Origin of the sequence: Pantoea sp. Fr+CA_20 (assembly GCF_024520835.1) — a bacterium.
GTDB classification, from domain to species: domain Bacteria; phylum Pseudomonadota; class Gammaproteobacteria; order Enterobacterales; family Enterobacteriaceae; genus Pantoea; species Pantoea allii.
Genome location: NZ_JALNPN010000001.1, coordinates 178605 through 200009 on the forward strand (window position 1 = coordinate 178605; position 21405 = coordinate 200009).

Sequence of the window (21405 nt, forward strand, 5' to 3'; positions counted from 1 at the left end):
CCGCCGGATGCCCTGAACCCGCATCGCTGGCGGTTGACCTTATTGACAGGATGACGCGAGGCGATGCGCGCGGGCAAACGCCGGGCGAATATCGCTATGAACTAAAAACACGCTGAGCGCTTACCGGCCAGCAAAGCCATGTTGGGTCGGCAATCTGCCTGTATTCACCACAGAGGTAAAATCCGCATTGTTTCCTGCGTGATTTTGGGAACACAGGGCACTGAGCCAGATGCGCGTGGCGAGAAAAATGCTTTCATCATTGTGCGGCTTATGCAGAAAAGCGTATTCCTTATATCAATATCAGGAATCGTTAATACGGAAAGATATCCATAAACTTCGACGCAATAAACTTAAACGTAAATTAAACACAATGGCTTCTTCTGGTTTATATATTTCTTTTTAGTAGACTTTGCGTGTTTTTAGGTAAAGGTATTTTGTAGCCATGAAATCCTTATTATAAGGATATTCTTATTAATGGGCCTGCACTGCGGCATTCCCGCCTTGTGATGATGATAAATACTGCCTGGCGTTCGCGTTTCAACGCTGTTTGCAGAGCCTGCTTATTGCGAAAGCGATCCGCATCTGAGTAGAGTATTCCCCCTGTTTTCTGTTTATTTTTAAAGGCCATTTTAGCGGCAATGCAAATTACAGAATACTCTTAGTTTATCGATTAATTCATTGTTTTTATTTAATTTTTACTCGCGATAAGACAGGGTAAACATTTTGATACAAAAATTGACGATGTGCATACATACGACTGATTTAGAGTAGCGAAAAATTTGTACAAATAAAAATTTTTGGGACTAACTGGCACTCTCTTTTGTATTTCACTTTAATGAATATGTCACACCAGAGGTTATATGAATAACGATCAACAAGTCCCTTTAGTGTCATTTATTGTGCCTGTTTATAACGGTGCGGCATTTATTGAACGTTGTGTTGAGAGTATTCTTAAGCAGCCTCAGGCTGAGCGCTGCCAGGTGATTCTGGTGAATGATGGGTCCAGCGATAATTCACTTGAGCTGATGAATAAATACCAGAATTATCCTGGGGTATTGATTATCAATAAGCCCAATGGCGGTGTTTCTTCGGCGCGTAACTGCGGACTGGACGCCGCACGCGGTACATTCATTTCTTTTGTTGACGCTGACGACTTCCTGCCTCCTGCGGTTCTTGATACCTGGCTTACGCTTATGAAGGATGATGTGGTTCTGGCTGTAGGCGAATCACGTACCTTTTCTCATGACGGAAAGCCGCTTTCTGAGGTAACAGAAGCCGATTCTCAGCGCAGTATGTCTGCCGATAAGGCGATAAGTGAACTGTTGTATCACACGCCGAAGCACGGTATCTGTGACAAATTTTTCCGCCGGGAAATCGTGCAACAGCAGCAATTGCACTTTCGTGAAGATATCTTTAACTTTGAAGACCTGCTGTTTGTGATCGGCTATCTGTCCGCCGCGAACCCCGGGCAGGTGGTGTTTAGTCGCCGTGTGGTTTACCACTATGTCGAGTCCAGAAATTCCGCCACACGTTCCGAGCTTAAAGAAAAACACTTTACCTATGTACGTGCTTTTGCCGGGATAAAAATGTTGCTGCTGCCCCCACAGGAACGCTTTTACTACTTTTTATTCCTCAAAGTGACCGCTTCGCATATCTACAAGGCGTTGCACAGTGAGGCGTTCAGCGCTGCGTTTGTTAAGCAGTACATCGATCTCTATCGTCAGAACTATCGTGCCTATTGTGCTGCCGGCATCATTCCAAATGCATGGAGCCTGTATTTCACCTTCTTCTTTCTGTCGCCGCGGCTGGTATCCGGGTTGCGCCACGTCGCACAGAATGTGTTGAGGGGCCGGTCGTGAAACAGAAGCTGCAAAACTCGTTGTGGATGATCATTGAGAAACTGGTTGCCGTCTTTGGGCTGATGTTCGTCACGTCCTTCGTGGCGAAATACGTGGGGCCTGTCACCTTTGGCGTCATCGCGATTTCAATGCTGATCTTTCAGTTTATCCAGTCGGTTGCCATGATGGGCTGCGATGTGATTTTGCTGAAGCGTATCGCCCAGAATCACCGCTCGGGCATCCGGCTTATGGTGCCTGCAGTCATATTAGTCTTTGCCATTTACTGTGTGCTGTCGGCGATAGGCATCATCGTGATGCGCGAGGAGATGAATGCCCAGGCCTTTATCTTTATCTGTGCTGCTGCCTTAGCCTGCCTGTTTTCAGCTATCGACCTGATTAACATCTATAACGAGGCAGTTTTAAATGCGAAGCTGAACGTGATCGCTAACCTGACCGGGCTGCTCATCAGTTTAGGCATTCGCTATGGGATTTCTTATTACCAGCTAGCTCCAGAGTTGCTGGCGATTCCCATTGTGCTGGCCACCTTTATTCCTTTCCTGATTAAGATCTGCGTGTTTGGCTGGTATCACCGACGATCTCAGGTGCGGCCGCCGCTTCCTAAGCTGAGCCATATCCGGCGTTACAGCCGCTATATTCTTCAGGCCGGACGGTCACTGGTGCTGTCGGTGATTGCGATTACCATCTATACCCGACTTAACCAGCTCAGCGTGTCATGGTTTTTAGGCCTCAAAGAGGCGGGCATTTTTTCGGTGGCGATGACGCTGTCGGTTGCCTGGGTATTTTTACCCAATGCGCTGTTGGCGTCTTTCTACCCGGCCCTGTTTGCCGAGCGCGATCCTGAGGTGGCTGTGATACGCGCCCAGAAACTGCAGTTACTGGTCATTGCCGTATCCGTAGGAGTTATCCTTGGCATCGCACTGGTGGGGCCCTGGTTTATTGAGCATTTCTACGGTGCCGCTTACACCGAAGCGATAGCCCCGATGGTGTTGTTGAGTATCGGTGCCATGTTTGGTGTGTTAAGCAGCGTGATGGATCGCTTTATCATCAAATACAACGGCTACCGTTATCTGATCAAAAAAACGTTCTGCGTATTGGCGGTTTGCCTGGTAACGACGGTGACGTTGGTGCCCATGTTCGGCATCACTGGCGGGGCAATAAGCGTGGTAATCACGGAGTTTATGGCTTTTACCGTCCTTAATTACTTTTTCCGCGGTCAGCCAATGATGAAGATTCATAAAATCTTCATCCAGCCGGGGAAATTATGGTTTCTGATTAACCGTACCCTGTTTTCTGGCCGGTAAGTTAAGTTTTTATGAAAGGTATTATTATTTTTTGAGAAATAATACCTTTCATCATATTGAAATATATTCATTGAGATTTATTTTCCCCGTCGATTATCTGTAGGCTTCAGATAAATATTATTTTTTATAATCCTGCAAACCTGCGGGAGGCGGACGCATGCCTTTATTATTTCATTCATTATTTTATCTACAGTATTTAATTAAGGATAATGACTGATCTTCGTTGCCGGAATTATACCTGTTTACAGTCAGTTTAATTTAGCGCTTTTATACTGTGATCGTGGATTTATAAATAATTAAAAAGCTCATTTTCTCCGGGGTGAAAAGGAATGAAGGCGACTTTATAACGCCGATTTTCCTCTGCCTGATAATGCCATGATGTATGCTGGTTACGAGGTTTTGAAATGAATGATAAATATTTATTCAGTATAATAATACCGGTTTATAATGCCGAGAAGACGATTATGCGTACCCTGCAGAGCCTTTTCCTTCAGACATTTAAAAATTATGAAATTATTGCAGTTAATGATGGCAGTAAAGATAACTGCGCTGCGATCCTTGATGAGTTCAAACAGTACAATAATTTTAAAGTAATCACGCAGAGTAATGCAGGCGTCAGCGTCGCGCGTAATAGCGGACTGGAAGCGGCATCGGGCGACTATGTCATTTTTATTGATGCCGATGACTGGGTTGACGATGATTTTCTTGCCATATTTCATCAGCATCTTTCCTCCGGCATTCCACAACCTCTTGATTTGATGGTAGGGAACCTCAAGTGCGATCGCGTGGGCGATCTGTCGACCTACGGCTATTTTGATCAGCAGGGTATTCCCGACGTTCTGGGTGAAATCGAGTTGAGTGATAATATTGGTTATCTTCATAACAAGTGTTACAGAAGAAAAATTATCGATGATTGCGGTATTCGCTTCACGAAAGGCATTTCGATGAGTGAAGATCTCCTGTTTAATCTTAACTATTTCTACTATATCGATAACCTGTTTGTTTTTGACAGTGCCTCCTATCACTATGATGATGTAGAGAACTCGCTTTCAAAGAAACGCGTACTTTATGAAGAGCTGCTGGACCGTAAACGCTACCTTACCGACCTCTATGAAAGGCTGCTGGTGAAGTATAAAAACGGCGATATGACCCGTTTTTCTACAGGAATAACCAAACGCAAGCTGACGCTGGATATGCAAATCGTAACCGCAATGTACTACACTACGCTGAATATTAATGAGGTTCGTAATAGCATCAAACGTATCAAAGAGAAGCGTTATCCTGAGAATGTCCTGGGGCTGTTAAACAGGAGCGAGAAAGTGAAATATCATGTGATGAACGTGAATGCCAGAGCGGCCTATCTGGTGCTGTATATGCTTTTCAGATTGCGTTTTTTTTAAGATTTAGACTGTAGCCTTTTTATTATTACATGTCCGGCCTCCTGGTGGAGGACGGAGCACATTGTCCTTTAATTTTTTCGTCACTTTTGAGCTCTCCGGCTCTCCAGACATCGGGCGCTGTTTTCCGGCATCAGTTTTGTCAGGACATGCATAAGACCGCTAGCTGTTGAATGCTGTCAGCCAGCGCTCTGTGATTTTCACGGGGCCAGACAGTGTTCTTGACCGATATAAAAAACTGTCTTGCAGTTCGTAATGTCAGGTTGAAACGCGTAATAAAAGCACCCTGTGTAGGTTGTATCGGTTTGACAAACACCAGCATCGGGCGACGACTACATGAAGTTTTAGGATTATGATACTCAAAAATAATTTATCCCTTCTTCATTAAGGGATAAACGTCATTAAGGGCATCATAATAAGTGGTTTCAGACTCGCGTTCTTTCCAGATGTCGTAAGCTGAACGATAGACGGATTCCAAAATAGCCGCGATAGTTTGTGACCTGATGTCTTTTAAAGGAACGATACCCATTTTGTGTGAATCGCTACGGTTTTAACAGACATCTCTGAATCATTTTAAATGACTTAAAGAGAGGTGCCCATGAGCGGTAATTGTTATCCCGAAGCGTTTAAAATTGAAGCAGTGAAACAGGCTGTTGATCGCGGCCATTCTGTTTCCGTGTGGCATCACGTCTCGATAGCATGACCCACAGTCTTTACGCCTGGATAAAGAGGTACGGTCGGGATTCTTCCGCTAATAATGAGCAGTCAGAATTTAAATTAATAATTCTAAATTTAATGCATGAAGAGAGTGTTTGACAGGTTGGAATGAATTTCGGAAGTATAAAACAATCCCTTTAATTATTATTCAATGAAAAAATATCAAAAAAAACAAAGAAGTGCCTGCATTGGCAATCATTCAGATTAAAATTAATAGCATGCTATGTAATTTTTTGTAAGTTTTTCGCTTGCATTAACCCTAAAAAAAGCATAAAAAGGTTACAATTTAGCAACATTCGATAAGGTTTTAAATTTACACACGTGATCGCTTTCACTTCTGTCTGGAGAGGGAAATGAAAAGACTTTCTGTGTTGTTAACCATAAAATCTCTAAGTGGATGTGCAGGATCGCCCCTTGGTAATTTAATTATGAATCAACGATACCAGATAAGTTCGGATATCGCTGCATCATGGGTAGGGGCATCGGCAGATGACCTTGTTATGTCATGGGGGCCACCACAAAACAGCGGAACCCTGAGTAACGGTAGCAGCATACTGGCTTACCTGTACAGGTGGCTATTAAATGGCAGCGACTCAACCACATGGAATTATATTCCTGAATATGCAACCTGCGTTCAGCGTTTTCTTGTTGAAAATGGCCTAATAACCAGATGGTGTTCTTCTGGCTATTGTCCGAAAAAACCTGAAGGTGCGGAGTTGAGTCCAAACACATCGGTGACTAGATCAACGCTTTAAAGCTACCTGATAATAAAATTGATATCAAATAAATTTGTCATGCCAGATTTAGTTGATATTAACTTTCATTGAAGTTTTATGGTAAAAATACTTGAAGGTTAAAATGAAAAAAAACATAAAAAACATTCAATTATGCTTTATAAAAAAGTCACCGAAAACTGTTTCCAACAAAAGCATAACGGTCTTCCTTTCAGCGCTAATCGCTTTTAATTTTTGGTTTTTTTCTGGCGGTAGTGCTTACGCCCAGTCTGCTGCAATATCTTCTGCCACAGATAATCAAGAAGATTATAAAGAAAACAGTGACAAAGCTTCTAATTCAGATAGTAGTGCCCTGGCGCTCCCTACAATGCATGTGGTACTTGAATGGGAGTGGTTGCCAAATGGTGAAAATCTTGCACGTAAGAATTATCAAGTGAAACTCGATGCCTGCAAGGGTTCCGGCATGCCTTTCAAAGCGCTTTCATCACAGGATGAGGCCCGACTGGGTAAGGGAGAGGTAGAGATATTCATTGATGGACATCGTCAGGTTGCTAAGGAAGTAAACTGGACGATGAGCGCTGAAGGCGAGGATGCTCAACATGCCTGTATGATTACACTCGCAGAACACACAGACCAAAACGAAGTTAAAGACGCTGCAGATGAAGGAATGTATCAGGCTATCGACAGCGACAGTCGTATTCAAAATCATCAGAATGCCCAGTCTGTCGGCTGGAAAATAGCGGGAGAAAAGCAATACAAAGGTGTTCCCTGTACTGCCTGGCGTAATGGTAAACAGGACGTCTGTATGTGGTCAGGTGGATTAAAATGGGGTTTTGATGATTCACCAATGAATACAGAGGGGTGTTCTGTAAGCACTGCCGGTGATTTTCTTACTTCTATACCTGTTGACGCGAAGCCTTTAAACGGTGCAAGCGGATGTTTATTCAAACTCAAGACATTTGACCTTAACAAAAGCTAACTCACCTTTTTATCGATTCATTAAAGCGGTCAGTTATTCACAACTCATGGAGAAAAAAATGAAAAGCATCATGGTTCTTTTCACAATAATGTTCGTATTGACAGGATGTAGCACATCGGGTGGAGAGGATAAATTTAGCCGCACTTATGTTTCATCCCATATCATAGCCAACAAAACTACACAGGCTGAAGTCAAGGCGCTTTATGGCGTACCTGACGATCAAAGTTCATCCTCAGATGGTTCGGTCAACTGGCGTTATAGAAAGGGTGGAAACTTAAGTACTGCGTCAAGCGTCTTAGGATATATTCCGGGCGTGAGTGCCCTCTCAAGCGCCGTTGGAATGGCTTCGAGTGCGCAAGGTGCCTCTGATTCAATGACAAAAGCATCCGGCAAACTGAGTGGTAATACAGAACAGCATAGTGATTACTTATCGGTATGGTTTGATAAAAACAACGTTGTAACGAATTGGTATTTGTAAAATTTGCAGTTAAGGAGCGGGGGGATTTAATCTCCCCCTCTTTTTTAAGTTTTTATTGCCGATGCGTTGTTAATAGCTTTCTTGTTCTGTGAGTGATTGAGTCAGAATGGATTAAGCCATTAGCGCTATGGCACTGCGCCACTTCTGTCAGATTTAATCTTATCAATATATCTTTAACGTCTGATCCTGATCCCCAGTTTATCTTTTATATCCAAGACTAACCGGTTTCTATCTGGCTGCATTAAATGTATCTGGCAGGGAATAAATACCATGTACTCCCGTCCATCTTCAGTAATGCGTCCGGACCACGTTCAAATACATGTCAGACTCTTTTCTTTAAATGGCTGAAATTACGCTTCCAGAAATGTCCGTTGTGAATAAATAGACCAAAACGGTGATGGGAATAGCTTCCCGCCAGAAAAAACAGAGCTGGAAAACCAGCAACTCACTGTACTGCACTGCGCGCAGGGTTTCTCTCTGCTAATCAACAAACAGAGTACGGTCAAATCATCTCCTGTACGGTTTTGCGAGGCGGATTCGAAATTAGCGTCTCGCCTCGCTAACTCTCATAAAACTGCTTGCGGCTCCTTACCGATAGCAGTATCTTCCCCTCGCACCTGCAAAATCAGGTGCCGGGATTGGAACCCTGAAACATAACCATACTGGCGACACGTGACGCGCTTGCGTCTTTTTTTATGTCGCGCGCTTAGCTATACCAAAATTATGGTGGGCTGGGCGGGGGCACCGTAAGGTGCGCCGGTTCCAGTATGGCCGGTAGTTCCAACCCCGTTCAGTCCACCACCCAAGAGATTGGAACCTCAGGTGGTGGTATGTAAAACCACATACTGGAGGCTGTTACTATGGCTACGATCCTCACCCAAACACATCAGTTACTTATTGTTCCCTTCAATACCGCCACTGATTTCACCGTTCTTGCCGACCACTGCGAAAACTTTGCCGAAACCCTGGTTGAAAACGACGATCCCACGCTGAGAATGGCACTCTGCGGCAGACTCAATGCCTGTTTAACACTGCTCCAGCCCACGCTGTTAGAACCCGTTCCGTCCCATCTTGTTGAAAGCCTGACCGTGGATACGCTCCCTGCAAATTCCCCTCAGTTTGAACCTGAATGCACGGAGCTTTGTCGCTACTGTGTAGCACTGACACAAACGCTGGCGGGGCAGGGATTGTCCTCTGAAACGGAGAAACAGTTGAGTTATTTGCTGTATGACTTGATTAACTACTTTGCCGCGGAAATGAAAGCGCCTCGCTGGTTGCGAACGGCCGACGGCGTGAAGCTTATCGACGAGATGGCGGCATGAGTATGAGGCACCGGACTGATATCGCGTCGACTTTATCAGGGTGCTGAGTATGCTGTGGGCTCACGCCCAGCCACTCGCCTAACGGTCAGATCAGCACTCAACGTCCGCTTCATCTTGTTGTCGCCAATGAGTATATACGTTGCCTACAGCACTGTTCGTTGAATAATGATGCCCTGCAGCTTGTCAGGTTTATCGAGCAGCTTTGTGTTGCGAATAGCGGTATTGATGGGGGTTCCAGCATTTATCGAACCCACTGGCTTGCAGTTAAGCCGTCAAAACCCAGATATAAAAAAACCCGTTGATATTCAATGATATCATCGGGTTTATTTAACGTACTGATTTTTATGTCTCCGGACTTATTGAGATATCCCAAGACACTAATATGGTGCCCGAACCCGGAATCGAACCAGGGACACGGGGATTTTCAATCCCCGTGTTTCTGAAACGCAGTGAAGTACGCATTTGCTTGCACTTGAATAACGCATAGTTATCAGGTGATTAAATGCATCCAAAAACTAAAGTCATACCCGTTGTTTCTACCAAAGGTGGAGAGGGTAAATCAACTCAAACCGCTAATCTTGGTGGATTTCTGGCTGATGCCGGCCTGAAGGTTCTCATCATTGATGGCGATCACGCCCAGCCAACGGCCAGCAGTATATTTCCTCTGACTTATGAAGCCCCTTGCGGATTGTATGAACTGCTTATGCAGAATGCAGACCTGTCAGTGGCTGATAACATCATCTCCCGCACCGCCATCGTTAACCTTCATCTCATTGCATCGAACGATCCCCGTAATCTTCTCCCGACCCACATGCTTAATGTTCCCGATGGTCGTGTACGTCTGCGCAATGCGCTCTCAGCTCCTTTGTTTAAAAGCTATGACGTGATCCTGATTGATTCACAGGGTGCCAAATCCGTAATGCTGGAGCTGATTATACTGGCTTCGACGGGTGAAATGATCGGCATGGTCAAGCCTGTGCTGCCAGATGTTAGGGAGTTTTTACGCGGAACGGTCGCGCTGATGGAGGACCTTCGTTCCTACTCTGCATTCGGGATCAGACTGCCGGCTGTGCGCATGCTCGTTAACTGCATGAAATATACAGCTCTTGCAAAAACAACCTTTGAGCAGGCCGAAGCCATCATTAACAGCAGAGAGTACAGCGCTCATGCTGATGAGATAGCCATATCCATGCTGCAGACGCGTATTTACGATCTCACCGTCTATGAGCAGGGCCATGCCAGCGGACTCCCCGTTCACCGGCTTGAGAACAAAACGTCCCGCGTCAGCGATTCAGCATTTGACTCTATGCACAAGCTTGCGAGTGAACTGTTCCCCGAGTTCAAAGAGCGTTTTGACTCCTTTGCTGTCAGCGGAGGGTGTCATGTCTGATAACCGCCGAAATATTCCGGGCCTCTATGCACTGGACGCGGAACAGAGCGTCATTGGCGGCCTGATGCTGGACAATGACTGCTGGGATGAGGTTGTCATGCGTCTTGGGCCTGATGATTTCTTTCAAAAGGCTCACCGGGAAATATTCAATGCCATGTCGCATCTTGTGGCGGCAGGCAGGCCGATTGACCTGCTAACGCTTACCGAGAGCATTGAAAGCCGGGGCAAGAACCTGCTTGAGCAACTTGGGGGTTTTGCCTATCTGGCAGAGCTCGCCAAAAACACCCCCAGCGTGGCTAACATCACGCACTACTGCGACATCGTGGCCCGCTACAGTCGCGGGCGCCAGCTGGCAGCCATCGGTAGTGAGATACATGCGTCAGCCACCGCGCCGGGCGCTGACATCGCGGCAGCGATGGAAACGGCCGAGCGGAAAATCACACAGCTTGCAGAGCGGGCCGAACCACAGCAGGGCGTGACCATCGTTGACGGACTGGAAAAGCTGGCGGCCGAACTTGAACGACGCTGTCAGACTCCTGACGGCATCACGGGCACGCCAACAGGGTTTGACGACCTGGATGCTTTCACAAGCGGACTTCAGCCGGGTGACCTTGTTCTCGTCGCGGCACGCCCCTCCATGGGAAAAACTGCACTCCTCATTAATATCATCATGAATTCTCTGATGAAAAACGTGGCCTCAATCAGTCAGTTTTACAGCCTGGAGCAGCCTGAAGAGCAAATTCTGATGCGCGTGGTCTCATCGCTTGGCAATGTTGACCTGACCCGTATGAAAAGCGGAATGATGGACGAAGAGGACTGGGCCCGCGTATCGAATGTCTTTAAGTTACTCACAGAGGATATTAAAGAGCGTCTGCTCATTGATGACACCAGTGATCTGACGCCAGCCATGCTTCGCGTTCGTGCGCGACGTAATGCCCGCCGCTACGGTAAACCTGACATCATTTGTCTGGACTACCTTCAGCTCATGCGCTGTCCGGACCAGGAAAACCGCACCCAGGAAATCGCAGAGATATCACGTTCGCTGAAGGCGCTGGCCAAAGAGATGGGCTGTCCGGTGGTGGCACTTTCACAGCTCAATCGTGCACTGGAAGGCCGGGCCGATAAGCGGCCCAACAATGGCGACCTGCGTGACTCGGGTTCCCTTGAGCAGGATGCTGACGTCATTATTTTTGTTTACCGTGACGAGGTTTACAACGCAAATTCCCCGGATAAAGGCCTGGCTGAACTCATTATCGGCAAACAGCGTCAGGGACCAACCGGCACCCTGCGGCTGCGCTTTGAGGGGCGCTACACCCGCTTTGAGAATCTCCAGATCGATGCCAGGAGGTCCGCATGAATAACGTACGCAACCTGAACCTGGGCACTGCGATGCTGCAGCGGGGGAAATCACCAGCGCAGTTGAGTGATAATGTCACAGCGGCCCCCTTGCCGGTCAGTGAGATGGCCATGGTGTTGACTCTGGACCAACTTCGTCCCAATCCTGATAACCCGCGTAAAAGCAAAAACCCACGTTATGAGGAAATCAAGGCATCAGTATTGGCCATCGGACTCAATAACGTACCTAAAGTCACCCGCGACCCCGACGGAGAGGACGTTTACATCTTCAGCGACGGTGGTAACACCCGTTATCAGATCCTCAGTGAACTGTGGCAGGAGACGGGTGATGAACGTTTTTATCGCATTCTGACTGTCTTTAAGCCCTGGCCGGGCCGTCTTAAATGTCTTGTTGGCCACCTCGCGGAAAATGAAGTCAGGGGAGACCTGACATATATTGATAAAGCATTTGGAGTGCATAATGCCCGTTGCATCCAGGAAGAAATTCTGGGTCGTTCGGTGACATTGCGGGAGCTTTCGGAACTGCTGAACCAAGAGGGACTACCAGTAGATAACTCCACTATCAGCAGAATGGAAGACACGATTAAATACCTCTGGCCATGCTTGCCTACGTTACTGAACAGCGGATTCCCCCGTCTGCAGGCCCTATCTCTTCTCCGTATACGCTCCCAGGCAGGAAAAGTCTGGGCGCAGTTTGCTCATGAGTCAGCCCCCTCCATCACTTTCGATGAAGTCTTCTCAACAAGTTGCCACCCCTTTGATCACCCTGACAGTTATGCTTTTGAGACCTTCAGGGATGAGTTTATCGGGCAATTGGTAAAAGCTCTGCCACACCCTAGTCTCAACTATGACCGCTGGATGATTGAGCTGGACCCTAAGGAACAGAAGCGCCGCGAGCAGTTTGGGGAGCCGCCGGCCATGCCCTCACTTACCCTCAGCCCGGTCCCGGAGCGTTCCGGCGGGCACACTTCTCCCCTTACCGTTCTGCCGGATGACACGACTTCCAGCACGCCCTTCACCGGCCTGCGCTCAGGCACTCTCACTGGCTCAACCCGCCCCGAACCTGCTCCTGAGCAAGCTGGTCATACCGTTCTGCCCAACAGCTCCGGCATCAGCGCCGGCAGCCTTCCGCGCAGAGAAATCCAGAATGACCTGTTTGGTGGCCGTCCCGTTATTACCGGTGATGGTGTCAACAATAACGCTGAACACGGCACGGGGCTGATTTCTCCGGGGAGTCTTTCCCTGGCCTCGGCGTTTGGTGAGCAGGACGATGCGGAGTCAATGTCAGCCGGGTCCGTGAGCTTTGCTGAAACCGGCCTTGAACCCGTCAGTGACATCTGGCTGATCCCGGCTATGCAGGATGATGTTGAGCATCTCCAGGACATGGCCTACCGACTTGTCTACGAAATTGCCGAAGGTATGGGGTGTGTAAGCGACATCAGTGAGGACAAAAGCCCTGAGTCTGCCGGTTTTTCCGTATCCGGCGGCAGCAGAGAATTCAGCTTATTCCTGGCAGGCCTTTCCGGTCGTCTGCCTAATCAGCAGTGCAACATGTTCATGTTCTGTCTGAATTTTTTTGGTTCACAGGAACCGGCCGACACGCCGGTATTTGACGACGTCATGGTGGTCAAAATGATGCGCCTTATTCGCATCATTCGCCGCCTGCGTGAGCTGCAGCGCCTCGCCGCAAAAGGGGGAGAAAATGTCTGATGATTTGAACGACGAAATGGCACAGGCCAGTACGGCTTTATTCATTCAGCGCGGCATTGACGCCGTCCGGTCCCAGCTCCGTACTAATGAGCCGTCAAACGAGTTCTGTGAGTGCTGCGGTGCTGACATTCCAGTTGGCCGCCAGCGTGCGATGCCGGGTGTGAAACTCTGCGCCGGCTGCCAGGACGTCAAGGAGAAAAAGGCTCTACACATGGCTGGCAGTTACCGGGGGGCGCGTCATGCCTGAAAATTCAAAGCTCACCCGGCGCATCCGTCGCCTGATGGCGCTGGGGACGCAGAACAGCAACGATCATGAAGCCGCCCGGGCGGTTGCGCTGGCCCAGCGGCTTATGCGCCGTCACGGCCTGACTGACGATCAGATTACGCTGAGTGAGATAGGTGAATCGGTCTGCGAACAGCTGACCAGTAACGCTGAGAAAGTACCCGCCTGGATGCACTCTCTGGCCACAGTGGTATGCATGGCTACAGGCTGCCGGTGCTGGTTCGGCTGGTACGGTTACGTGAGCACGGGCGGGTTGCGCCTGGTCCGTCGCTCACTCCACTTCTACGGCTTCGGGGAACGTCCCGAACTGGCCCTCTATATCTATACCGTGCTGCAGCGCAAAGTGCGTGCGGCAACAGATGCGCACATGTCGAGTTACCGCAGGCAGCGTATTAAGAAGAGTACGCTTCGCGGCCGCGCCGACCAGTTCCGTGAAGGCTGGGTCTCCGGCGTCTGGCAGGTTCTGCAGTCTTTCAGTACGCCTGACGGTGAGAATCAGTTGCTGCAGCGCTGGCTTGCGCAGCGGCATTCGGGGCAGACGTTATCCGATGTTGTAACGCGCCAGGCGAAAAGCTGTCGCGGTGATTTGCTGGCAAGGAACGCCGGATGGTTCGCAGGCCGTCAGGCCGAACTCAGTCACGGCCTGGCAGGGGCGCAGGCTAATAAGCAGCTTACGGCGGGAGACACACGCAATGATTAACACATTCTTACTGGGGGCCTGCCTGTCAGGCTGGCTTTTTGATGCAATACAGCTGACCAGCCAGGTCTGCCCGGGAGGTGGTCTGTGAACCAGCAAAATCTTTCCGGCGCGACAGCCAGCATTCTGAACTCGCTGCTGATGGACATCAAAAGCGGCAACATACGTCGCTGTGAATCGATGGGCCTGTCCGTTGAGGAAATTCGTGCGCTCAGCGGCCTCAGCCTCGACGAGCTGCACTACATAGGTCAGTCGAAGGTGTCCGTCCTGGACGTCAAATTCAACCATGAGAACTTCTGGCTGATACTCAACCAGGCACGTAACGAGCAGGCCCGCATGCTGATGATCGACCGCGCCCTTGAGCTCGGCGGCTCTATGGAGCTGATGGACAAATACTTTGGCATGTCACCTTCAGACGTGAGCAGCCGTCGCCGGCTGATGGGTATTGAGAGCCGCCAGGGCCGGACGCAGTCTCTGACCGAGGAGCAGGATGCGCTTCTGTGGAACGAGTGGAAAAACACCGGTATTGAGTCGCCGGAATCACACAAGGCGCTGGAGGCGATGATGCTGGCGGCTGAGCTTCACGGCCTGTCGCTGACCGCCGTGTGGACGAAGGTCTGCCAGTGGTGCCGTGAGGTATCAAAACGGGTTCCCTCAGTACCTGCGCTGCGTAAGGAGGCCTGATGCGGTTAAGCGACTTTACACGGCGTCAGCAAGTTTCGCCAGCAGTGCGCCGCCGGGCTCAGCAGCTGTTCCTTGCGCTCAGCAGCGGTAAAAAGGTGTTCCGGCGGCTCGCCCTCAACGGCTACCTCAAAATTGATGTCGGCCCATACTGGCGAATGCTCAGCAAGGACGGTGGCCGGCAGTGGTGGCTGATGGACCATGAGACATATAACCGTGAAATACGCCGGTAACGGACGACCAGCGATGACCAGACAGTGCCGGGTTTATCCCGGCACTGTGCTGTCTCAGGTAAAAAAGGGGCACAAAAAAATGAACATACCCGCCGACAGCATCGTGGCGCACACGCTGTCACGCATGGAAAAAAGCCTTGAGCGCAGGGCTGTGAGTGGCGACGCTGGCCAGGAACGGAGCGGCCTGCTGTTTATGGGCAACGTCCACGATGCGTTTCCCCGCCAGCTGTTTCTCGACACGCGCCTGTCGCCGCTCGATAAAACCGCCTGGGTGATGATACGCCTTTACGCTCAGCAGAATGAGGGGGCGGTGTTTCCGACCTATGACGAGCTGCAGGCGCAGCTGGCCTCGGCGCATTCTGACAAAGCCTCGCGGGAAACCGTGAGCCGTACGCTGCTGATGCTGCGACTTACGGGCTGGATTAGCCTGTGCAAAAAGGTCCGCGACGAGGGCGGACGGGTGCGTGGCAACATCTATGCCCAGCACGATGAGCCGCTGGGCTACCGTGATGCGGAGACCTTCGACCCGGGCTGGCTGACGCTGGTTGAGCAGAGCTGCCTGAGTAAGAACAAATCCGTGCGCATGACGGCGCTGGCCATTGTTAACGACATTCTGCAGGACACGGGGATGCGCCACCGTCACAACCGCCTGGCGCTGATTGAAAGTCGCCTCAATGCTCCGTCAACGCCGCTGGCCATGATGCGTAAAAGCGGCACGGCACGACCGGGTTCGAAAAACGAACTCAGTCAGAGAGCTGCTGAAAAATCCCCTGAAACACTGAGTTCGGAATCCGAACTCAGTCATGCGCAGGGTCTAAAATCACTGAATACGGAATCCGAACTCAGACTGAAATCAGGCACTTATAACAGAGTTCGAAATTCGAACCGTAACGTACGTTCTTTCACACAGAGTGTGATTAAAGAAACGTACGTTGCTGACCAGCCGGTTTTGCCTGACAGTTTTCTGGCCATGCTGAGCAGCGAAGACCGCCAGATGGTGAGCCAGCAGTTCGGTGCGCTGCCGGTGCCGGTTGCTGAAGGGCTGAGCGGCCTGCTGGAGGCGCAGTTGCGCAAAGGCCGCCTGGCGAACCCTGCCGGCTGGATGTTTGCCATGCTTAAACGCGCCAGACAGGGCGAATTCCGGGCGTCTGAAGCCCCTTTGAAACCCTCTGCCCAGGGGACTACAACTCATACCAACAATGCCGCAGATGGGTCTAGATCGGTCGCCGTTTCAAAGAATTTTGCTCCCGTCCTGCCAGAGAACCGAGCGTCCGCTGAGCAGGTCAGCGCAGCTATTGCCGCTATAAAGCAGCAGTTTGTTAAAAAATCGCAATCAAACGGTTAAAAAATAGCCTTGCTGCCAGTGGCAGCAAGCATAAAAAATAACCACCGAGGTCATATTAACTGATTGTTCTATCTACTATGACCAATAGCTATACTTTCTTTTGGTTAAAAAATGCACTTGCTGCCACTGGCAGCAAGGTCAAAAAAACAACACTTTAAAATACAGATTTCGGGTTATTAGTTTCACGCTATTGTAAGCCCCGGAATTTCATGAAGATGTCGCCTCATCTTAACTGACAGCAGGTGACAATAATGGCAGAGAAAACAGACAAAAGGACCGGCGCGTTACAGTCAGAAATGACGATAGCGCTTCATACTAATTATGCAATTGGTCTCTGGCAGGGACGCAAGCCGGAAAAGAATGAGTCTGATAAGCCCGGGCGACACGGGATCATCGGTATGCCTCAGTTTTTCCAGAGAGCGGGCCAGATAAATCAGGATTCGCTCAGGAATAACCCCTGGGCAGATCAGGCGATGTTCCAGCTTGAAGAAAAAATAAGGTCTGCTTCTGAAGCCATGACTTCTCTGCTGGAACAGATTGATAAAGACATGAGCATGCTGCCTAAAGGTGTGTCGGTCAGCGACGTTGAAGCAGCTGAGCCACTCGACATTAATGTCTTTACCCGAACCCCTCTGGGTTATCGCTGTGTATTCCTGCTCATGGGCTTCGATCAGTTTGCCAAAAAGGTTTTGCAGGCATCACATTATGGTCTGATAACACGTTCTAAAAGAGATCAGTATCTGAGCGAAGGTGGTCGTCTTCTACGACAGATTTACGGTACGGTACTTTCATACCGCCATGTTGACGCCACTCGTATCGATGCCGCTGAAGATAATGAAACCTGGCGGAAAGCGTGCGAAGCAGCCGGTGAACCCGACCGTGCCGTTCTGCTTGGTGAAAAGCGCTCGGCGTTCTCCCCGCCGGTTAATGAAGCCAGCGTGAACCTTCTGCGCCTGCGTTATAAAGCCGGTCAATAGCGGGGCCGGTGATGCGGTTATTTTTGTGCGAAAAGCCTTCTCAGGGGCGTGACCTTGCCGCCGTACTGGGCGCGACCCGGCGTGGTGAGGGCTTTCTGACGGGTAATGGCGTGACGGTCACCTGGGCGGTCGGTCATCTGCTGGAGACCGCGCCCCCGGAGGTCTATGGCCAGCAGTACGGCAAGCCCTGGTCGCTGTCTGTGCTGCCAATTCTTCCTTCAAGATGGCAGGTTGTCGTTAAAAAGGACACGCAGGATCAGTTTAAGGTCATTGAGAAACTGCTCAGGCAGGCAGATGAGGTGGTCATTGCGACCGACGCCGATCGCGAAGGTGAAGTCATCGCCCGCGAACTGCTGGACTACTGCGGCTGGGAGGGGAGGATTTTGCGCCTGTGGTTCTCGGCACTGGACGAGCTCAGCGTCCGGGCTGCTCTGAGCGACCTGCGTCCGGGACAGGCTTCGGTTGGGATGTACCATGCCGGGCTGGGACGCTCACGCGCGGACTGGCTGGTCGGCATGAACCTGTCCCGGCTGTATACCCTCCGGGCAGCCGAAGCAGGTTTTGAGGGTGTGGTCTCAGTCGGGCGGGTACAGACGCCCACGCTGGCACTGGTTGTTCGGCGCGACCGCGAAATTGCTGCCTTTGTACCGAAGCCCTTCTGGCAGGTTAAGGCTGTGCTCAGTGCTTCAGGTGTCAGTTTTCAGGCATCGTGGGTCCCGGCCGCCGTCTATACGGATGAGGAAAAGCGCTGTATTCACCAGAATATTGCACAGCAGGTGGCGCAGCTCTGCCGCCAGGCGGGTGTTGCCACGGTGACGGAGTACGAAACTAAACGCGAGAAAGAGGCCGCCCCGCTGGTCTTTTCACTGGGAACGCTGCAGCGGGCCTGCGGCAGGATGTGGAATATGTCGCCACAGCAGGTGCTGGACACCGCCCAGAGCCTGTATGAAACGCACAAGGCCACGACCTATCCCCGCACAGACTGCGGCTGGCTGCCTGAGTCGATGCGGGAAGAAATCCCGGCCGTGTTTGATGCCATGGCGCGGACTGACCCCTCACCTGAATTCGCATCCCTGCTTTCACAATTAGACAGAGGGTTTGTTTCCCGCATCTGGAACGATAAAAAAATCACGGCGCACCATGGCATTATCCCCACGCGCAACGCCGTTCAGCTGTCCGGCCTGACTGAGACAGAGCGCCAGGTCTACCTGCTCATCCGTCGCAACTACCTGGCCCAGTTTCTGCCGCTGTGCGAGTCGGATGCGACGCGCATTTCCTTTGATATTGGTGGCCAGCTGTTCCGCACGACCGGCCGCACCGAAGTCCTGAAGGGCTGGAAAGTGCTGTTTACAAAGGACGAGGAGAATAAGAACGCTGCTGATGATGAAAACGCAGGTGCCCTGCCACCACTCAGAAAAGGTGCACAGTGCGGCGTTACCGGCGCAGAGGTTAAGCAGCTGATGACCCAGCCGCCTGCACACTACACCTTTGACACGCTGATTGGTGCCATGATGAACGCCGCTGCGTACGTCACCGACCTTCAGCTGCGTAAAATCCTCAAAGAAAGTGCCGGGCTCGGCACTGAAGCAACACGGGCCGGCATTATCGAGCAGCTGCTGAGCCGCCGGTTCATCACGCTCAAAGGCAGTAAACTTCTGGCAACAGACCTGGGGGCGGACGTCATCGATGCCCTGCCAGCGCAGCTGACCGACCCGGGTATGACTGCACTCTGGGAGCAGGCGCTTGACGAAGTAGCTGCCGGCCGTATGAACCTGAACGACTTTCTGCAGCGTCAGACCGCCTGGACCGCGACGTTAGTCAGCCAGGGGATGCAGCAGCGCATCAGCATCCGGGTGCCGCCTTCTCCTCCTTGCCCGCTCTGCGGCAGCAAAACCGCCCTACGCAGGAGCCCTAAAGGAGAATTCCGCAGCTGTACGCGCTACCCGGAATGCAAAGGCATCATCAGTCTGGATAAGGCAAAGCGCAAAAGCCCGGTCCGTGCTAAGTCGACAAAAACAAAAAAGAATTAACCCGTCTTATCCGATTGCGGGCGGGTGGCGCCTTTGTTATTGTGACGCCGGCTCTGAAGCCGCACCCCGTGACTGCGGGCTCCGTCAGCATCTAATGCATGTGCTGCCGGAGTACAGTCTGACCGCCCATGCCCACACCTGAGCGTGAGACGGTAAGGCACGAAAACTCCGTGAAACCCGTGCCGGGCGCTGAACGCGCCAGCGGGGCAACTGCCTCAGGCAGGTTAACAAAAGGTCGATGGTGCAGACCCCGATGGCGGTGCCGGGAGGTGCCGCTTTTTATTATCCGCGCACTGATGAATTTTTATACGCCGCCAGATTGACAAGCGCCGCGTGTACGTGAAAGATAAAGAGGCTAAACGTTGTCCTTCCGACAACTGCCAATGTTCCGGTGATTTGAGAGGAACGCCTTCGGGTAATCACATGCCAATGCCATCACAACCTGAGAGATGGCGCTTTCGGGCGGTTTAAACCTGTTTAACCTTTGCAAACAGGTGCCTTTAAGGTCAAGGTCCACTTCACTAATACAGCCTGTCGGCAGTTATCTGCTGACCCCCTGCGGGAAACTCTCTCCCGCACGGGACTGATGTTTCTCCGCGCCCTGTTTCGTTTTACTCCGGAGATAACATCATGACTGTAACTGCAAACACCCCTGCTTCAAACAACACCGCTTCTGCTGGCGCTGCCACTACCGGCAAAAGCCAGAAAGAGTATTTCAACCTGAACGTCAGTGGTATCGGCTACCTCAGTTCGATTCGTCGACTGCAGGGCTCTAATGGTGAGTTTACCTGTGCCGTCATCAATGCCCTGACAGGTCCGACTGACAATGCTTCCTATACCCGCTTCGACATTACCGTTGCAGGTAAAGAGCAGACATCCCTCATCAACCGTTGTCAGAAAGCCGTTGATGAAGAGGAAAAAGTCCTGATTGGATTTGTACTCAGTGGCCTGAAAGCCGACGTGTTTACCCTGCAAAGTGGTGAGCATGCCGGTGAATCCCGCCCCTCACTGAAGGCCCGCCTGATAAAGGTCGAGTTCATCAAAAAGGGTCAGGACGTTGTTTACCAGGCTCCTAACGCTTCCCAGACGCCAGAAACCGGTCCGGCCGCTCAAAAAGCTTACGATCCGGAATCTTTCTAAGCGTCACGGACACACCGCCGGAACACATCCCGGCGGGTGTGTTCCTCTCAACCCCATTTCCAAGAGGAATTCATTATGTCCGCACGCGGCGTCAACAAAGTTATCCTGGTCGGCAATCTCGGTCAGGACCCCGAAGTTCGTTACATGCCAAACGGTACTGCAGTGACCAGCCTTTCAGTGGCCACTTCAGAAACCTGGCGTGACAAACAGACCGGTGAAAACCGGGAAAAAACCGAATGGCATCGCGTCGTTCTGTTTGGAAAGCTGGCTGAAATAGCCGGTGAATACCTGCGTAAGGGTTCACAGGCCTATATCGAAGGCAAACTGAGAACACGGGAATGGCAGGATAGCGAAGGTACTAAACGCTATACGACCGAAATCGTGGTTGATGTAAACGGAACGATGCAGATGCTGGGCGGGGCTAAAAACAGCACCAACACCAGTGGAAACAATAAGCCGACAGGCCAGCAGGACGGATGGGGTAAGCCACAACAGCCTCAGCCTTCTCAGGCACAACAGTCGGCTCCGAGTAATCCGGCGAACGAGCCGCCAATGGACTTTGACGATGACATACCGTTCCTCGGACACGGCTATGGCGTCTGTCGTAAGGCTATTTACGCAATTTCGTAAAGGATTCATTAGGTTACACCCCACGGCGCCAGTTTTTCTGGCGCTTTTTTTTAATCATCTGCACTCCCTCACTGAGGGTGGCATATTTACCTTACCTGCCAGTTTTGACTGGCTGATTTTTCTCTGACAGACTTCATAACTGTATA

General features: G+C 50.7%; 19 protein-coding genes and 1 pseudogene. All 20 read left to right on the forward strand.

The genetic code is table 11. The features are described 5' to 3' along the window. Positions 1 to 860: 860 nt before the first annotated feature. The gene (locus NR177_RS00760; protein WP_256852071.1) at positions 861 to 1859 is read left to right on the forward strand and encodes a glycosyltransferase; all 999 of its coding nucleotides are present in this window, start codon (positions 861 to 863) and stop codon (positions 1857 to 1859) included. After that, complete coding sequence (locus tag NR177_RS00765; RefSeq protein WP_256852072.1) at positions 1856 to 3160, forward strand: oligosaccharide flippase family protein; 1305 nt, start codon at positions 1856 to 1858, stop codon at positions 3158 to 3160. Before NR177_RS00760 ends, NR177_RS00765 begins: the two co-directional genes overlap by 4 nt. A gap of 404 nt (positions 3161 to 3564) precedes the next feature. Then, positions 3565 to 4560, forward strand: a complete 996-nt coding sequence (locus tag NR177_RS00770; RefSeq protein WP_256852073.1) for a glycosyltransferase — start codon at positions 3565 to 3567, stop codon at positions 4558 to 4560. A gap of 595 nt (positions 4561 to 5155) precedes the next feature. Further along, positions 5156 to 5361 (forward strand): annotated as a pseudogene (locus NR177_RS00775) (transposase); the annotation flags it as partial. Between the two features lie 266 nt (positions 5362 to 5627). Next, positions 5628 to 6029, forward strand: coding sequence for a hypothetical protein (locus NR177_RS00780; protein WP_256852074.1), 402 nt, complete (start codon positions 5628 to 5630; stop codon positions 6027 to 6029). 103 nt (positions 6030 to 6132) lie between these two features. Then, positions 6133 to 6987: a hypothetical protein gene (locus NR177_RS00785; RefSeq protein WP_256852075.1), complete on the forward strand. Its 855-nt coding sequence runs from the start codon at positions 6133 to 6135 to the stop codon at positions 6985 to 6987. A 58-nt stretch (positions 6988 to 7045) separates the two neighbouring features. Next, on the forward strand, positions 7046 to 7465 hold the full coding sequence (locus NR177_RS00790; protein WP_109716712.1) for a hypothetical protein: 420 nt from the start codon (positions 7046 to 7048) through the stop codon (positions 7463 to 7465). Between the two features lie 860 nt (positions 7466 to 8325). Next, the gene (locus tag NR177_RS00795; protein WP_256852076.1) at positions 8326 to 8787 is read left to right on the forward strand and encodes a hypothetical protein; all 462 of its coding nucleotides are present in this window, start codon (positions 8326 to 8328) and stop codon (positions 8785 to 8787) included. Positions 8788 to 9289: 502 nt separating this feature from the next. After that, a complete protein-coding gene (locus tag NR177_RS00800) occupies positions 9290 to 10177 on the forward strand; it encodes a ParA family protein (RefSeq protein ID WP_256852077.1) in 888 nt (295 codons plus the stop codon). Further along, positions 10170 to 11534 (forward strand): SPI-7-type island replicative DNA helicase, encoded by a 1365-nt coding sequence (gene dnaB-PI / locus NR177_RS00805; protein ID WP_256852078.1) that lies wholly within the window; start codon positions 10170 to 10172, stop codon positions 11532 to 11534. Before NR177_RS00800 ends, dnaB-PI begins: the two co-directional genes overlap by 8 nt. Further along, a complete protein-coding gene (locus tag NR177_RS00810) occupies positions 11531 to 13243 on the forward strand; it encodes a ParB family protein (protein WP_256852079.1) in 1713 nt (570 codons plus the stop codon). Before dnaB-PI ends, NR177_RS00810 begins: the two co-directional genes overlap by 4 nt. Further along, complete coding sequence (locus NR177_RS00815) at positions 13236 to 13490, forward strand: TraR/DksA C4-type zinc finger protein (RefSeq protein WP_105079531.1); 255 nt, start codon at positions 13236 to 13238, stop codon at positions 13488 to 13490. Before NR177_RS00810 ends, NR177_RS00815 begins: the two co-directional genes overlap by 8 nt. Next, positions 13483 to 14226, forward strand: a complete 744-nt coding sequence (locus tag NR177_RS00820) for a DUF2786 domain-containing protein (RefSeq protein WP_105079532.1) — start codon at positions 13483 to 13485, stop codon at positions 14224 to 14226. Before NR177_RS00815 ends, NR177_RS00820 begins: the two co-directional genes overlap by 8 nt. Positions 14227 to 14310: 84 nt before the next feature. After that, positions 14311 to 14907: a DUF2857 domain-containing protein gene (locus NR177_RS00825; protein WP_105079533.1), complete on the forward strand. Its 597-nt coding sequence runs from the start codon at positions 14311 to 14313 to the stop codon at positions 14905 to 14907. Continuing rightward, the gene (locus NR177_RS00830; protein ID WP_256852080.1) at positions 14907 to 15137 is read left to right on the forward strand and encodes a hypothetical protein; all 231 of its coding nucleotides are present in this window, start codon (positions 14907 to 14909) and stop codon (positions 15135 to 15137) included. Before NR177_RS00825 ends, NR177_RS00830 begins: the two co-directional genes overlap by 1 nt. Positions 15138 to 15216: 79 nt before the next feature. Continuing rightward, complete coding sequence (locus NR177_RS00835) at positions 15217 to 16482, forward strand: STY4528 family pathogenicity island replication protein (RefSeq protein ID WP_256852081.1); 1266 nt, start codon at positions 15217 to 15219, stop codon at positions 16480 to 16482. 251 nt (positions 16483 to 16733) lie between these two features. After that, a complete protein-coding gene (locus tag NR177_RS00840) occupies positions 16734 to 17459 on the forward strand; it encodes a PFL_4669 family integrating conjugative element protein (protein ID WP_256852082.1) in 726 nt (241 codons plus the stop codon). Between the two features lie 11 nt (positions 17460 to 17470). Beyond that, positions 17471 to 19489, forward strand: a complete 2019-nt coding sequence (locus tag NR177_RS00845) for a DNA topoisomerase III (RefSeq protein ID WP_256852083.1) — start codon at positions 17471 to 17473, stop codon at positions 19487 to 19489. Positions 19490 to 20119: 630 nt separating this feature from the next. Then, on the forward strand, positions 20120 to 20629 hold the full coding sequence (locus NR177_RS00850) for an STY4534 family ICE replication protein (protein WP_015701194.1): 510 nt from the start codon (positions 20120 to 20122) through the stop codon (positions 20627 to 20629). Between the two features lie 75 nt (positions 20630 to 20704). After that, complete coding sequence (locus NR177_RS00855) at positions 20705 to 21259, forward strand: single-stranded DNA-binding protein (protein ID WP_015701193.1); 555 nt, start codon at positions 20705 to 20707, stop codon at positions 21257 to 21259. The last annotated feature ends 146 nt before the right edge of the window (positions 21260 to 21405 follow it).

Bases quoted from the DNA above. Each gene is read 5' to 3' on its own strand.
- NR177_RS00760 (WP_256852071.1), top strand. From the start codon at position 861: ATGAATAACGATCAACAAGTCCCTTTAGTGTCATTTATTGTGCCTGTT.
- NR177_RS00770 (WP_256852073.1), top strand. From the start codon at position 3,565: ATGAATGATAAATATTTATTCAGTATAATAATACCGGTTTATAATGCC.
- NR177_RS00780 (WP_256852074.1), top strand. From the start codon at position 5,628: ATGAAAAGACTTTCTGTGTTGTTAACCATAAAATCTCTAAGTGGATGT.
- NR177_RS00785 (WP_256852075.1), top strand. From the start codon at position 6,133: ATGAAAAAAAACATAAAAAACATTCAATTATGCTTTATAAAAAAGTCA.
- NR177_RS00790 (WP_109716712.1), top strand. From the start codon at position 7,046: ATGAAAAGCATCATGGTTCTTTTCACAATAATGTTCGTATTGACAGGA.
- NR177_RS00795 (WP_256852076.1), top strand. From the start codon at position 8,326: ATGGCTACGATCCTCACCCAAACACATCAGTTACTTATTGTTCCCTTC.
- NR177_RS00800 (WP_256852077.1), top strand. From the start codon at position 9,290: ATGCATCCAAAAACTAAAGTCATACCCGTTGTTTCTACCAAAGGTGGA.
- dnaB-PI (WP_256852078.1), top strand. From the start codon at position 10,170: ATGTCTGATAACCGCCGAAATATTCCGGGCCTCTATGCACTGGACGCG.
- NR177_RS00810 (WP_256852079.1), top strand. From the start codon at position 11,531: ATGAATAACGTACGCAACCTGAACCTGGGCACTGCGATGCTGCAGCGG.
- NR177_RS00815 (WP_105079531.1), top strand. From the start codon at position 13,236: ATGTCTGATGATTTGAACGACGAAATGGCACAGGCCAGTACGGCTTTA.
- NR177_RS00820 (WP_105079532.1), top strand. From the start codon at position 13,483: ATGCCTGAAAATTCAAAGCTCACCCGGCGCATCCGTCGCCTGATGGCG.
- NR177_RS00830 (WP_256852080.1), top strand. From the start codon at position 14,907: ATGCGGTTAAGCGACTTTACACGGCGTCAGCAAGTTTCGCCAGCAGTG.
- NR177_RS00835 (WP_256852081.1), top strand. From the start codon at position 15,217: ATGAACATACCCGCCGACAGCATCGTGGCGCACACGCTGTCACGCATG.
- NR177_RS00840 (WP_256852082.1), top strand. From the start codon at position 16,734: ATGGCAGAGAAAACAGACAAAAGGACCGGCGCGTTACAGTCAGAAATG.
- NR177_RS00845 (WP_256852083.1), top strand. From the start codon at position 17,471: ATGCGGTTATTTTTGTGCGAAAAGCCTTCTCAGGGGCGTGACCTTGCC.
- NR177_RS00850 (WP_015701194.1), top strand. From the start codon at position 20,120: ATGACTGTAACTGCAAACACCCCTGCTTCAAACAACACCGCTTCTGCT.
- NR177_RS00855 (WP_015701193.1), top strand. From the start codon at position 20,705: ATGTCCGCACGCGGCGTCAACAAAGTTATCCTGGTCGGCAATCTCGGT.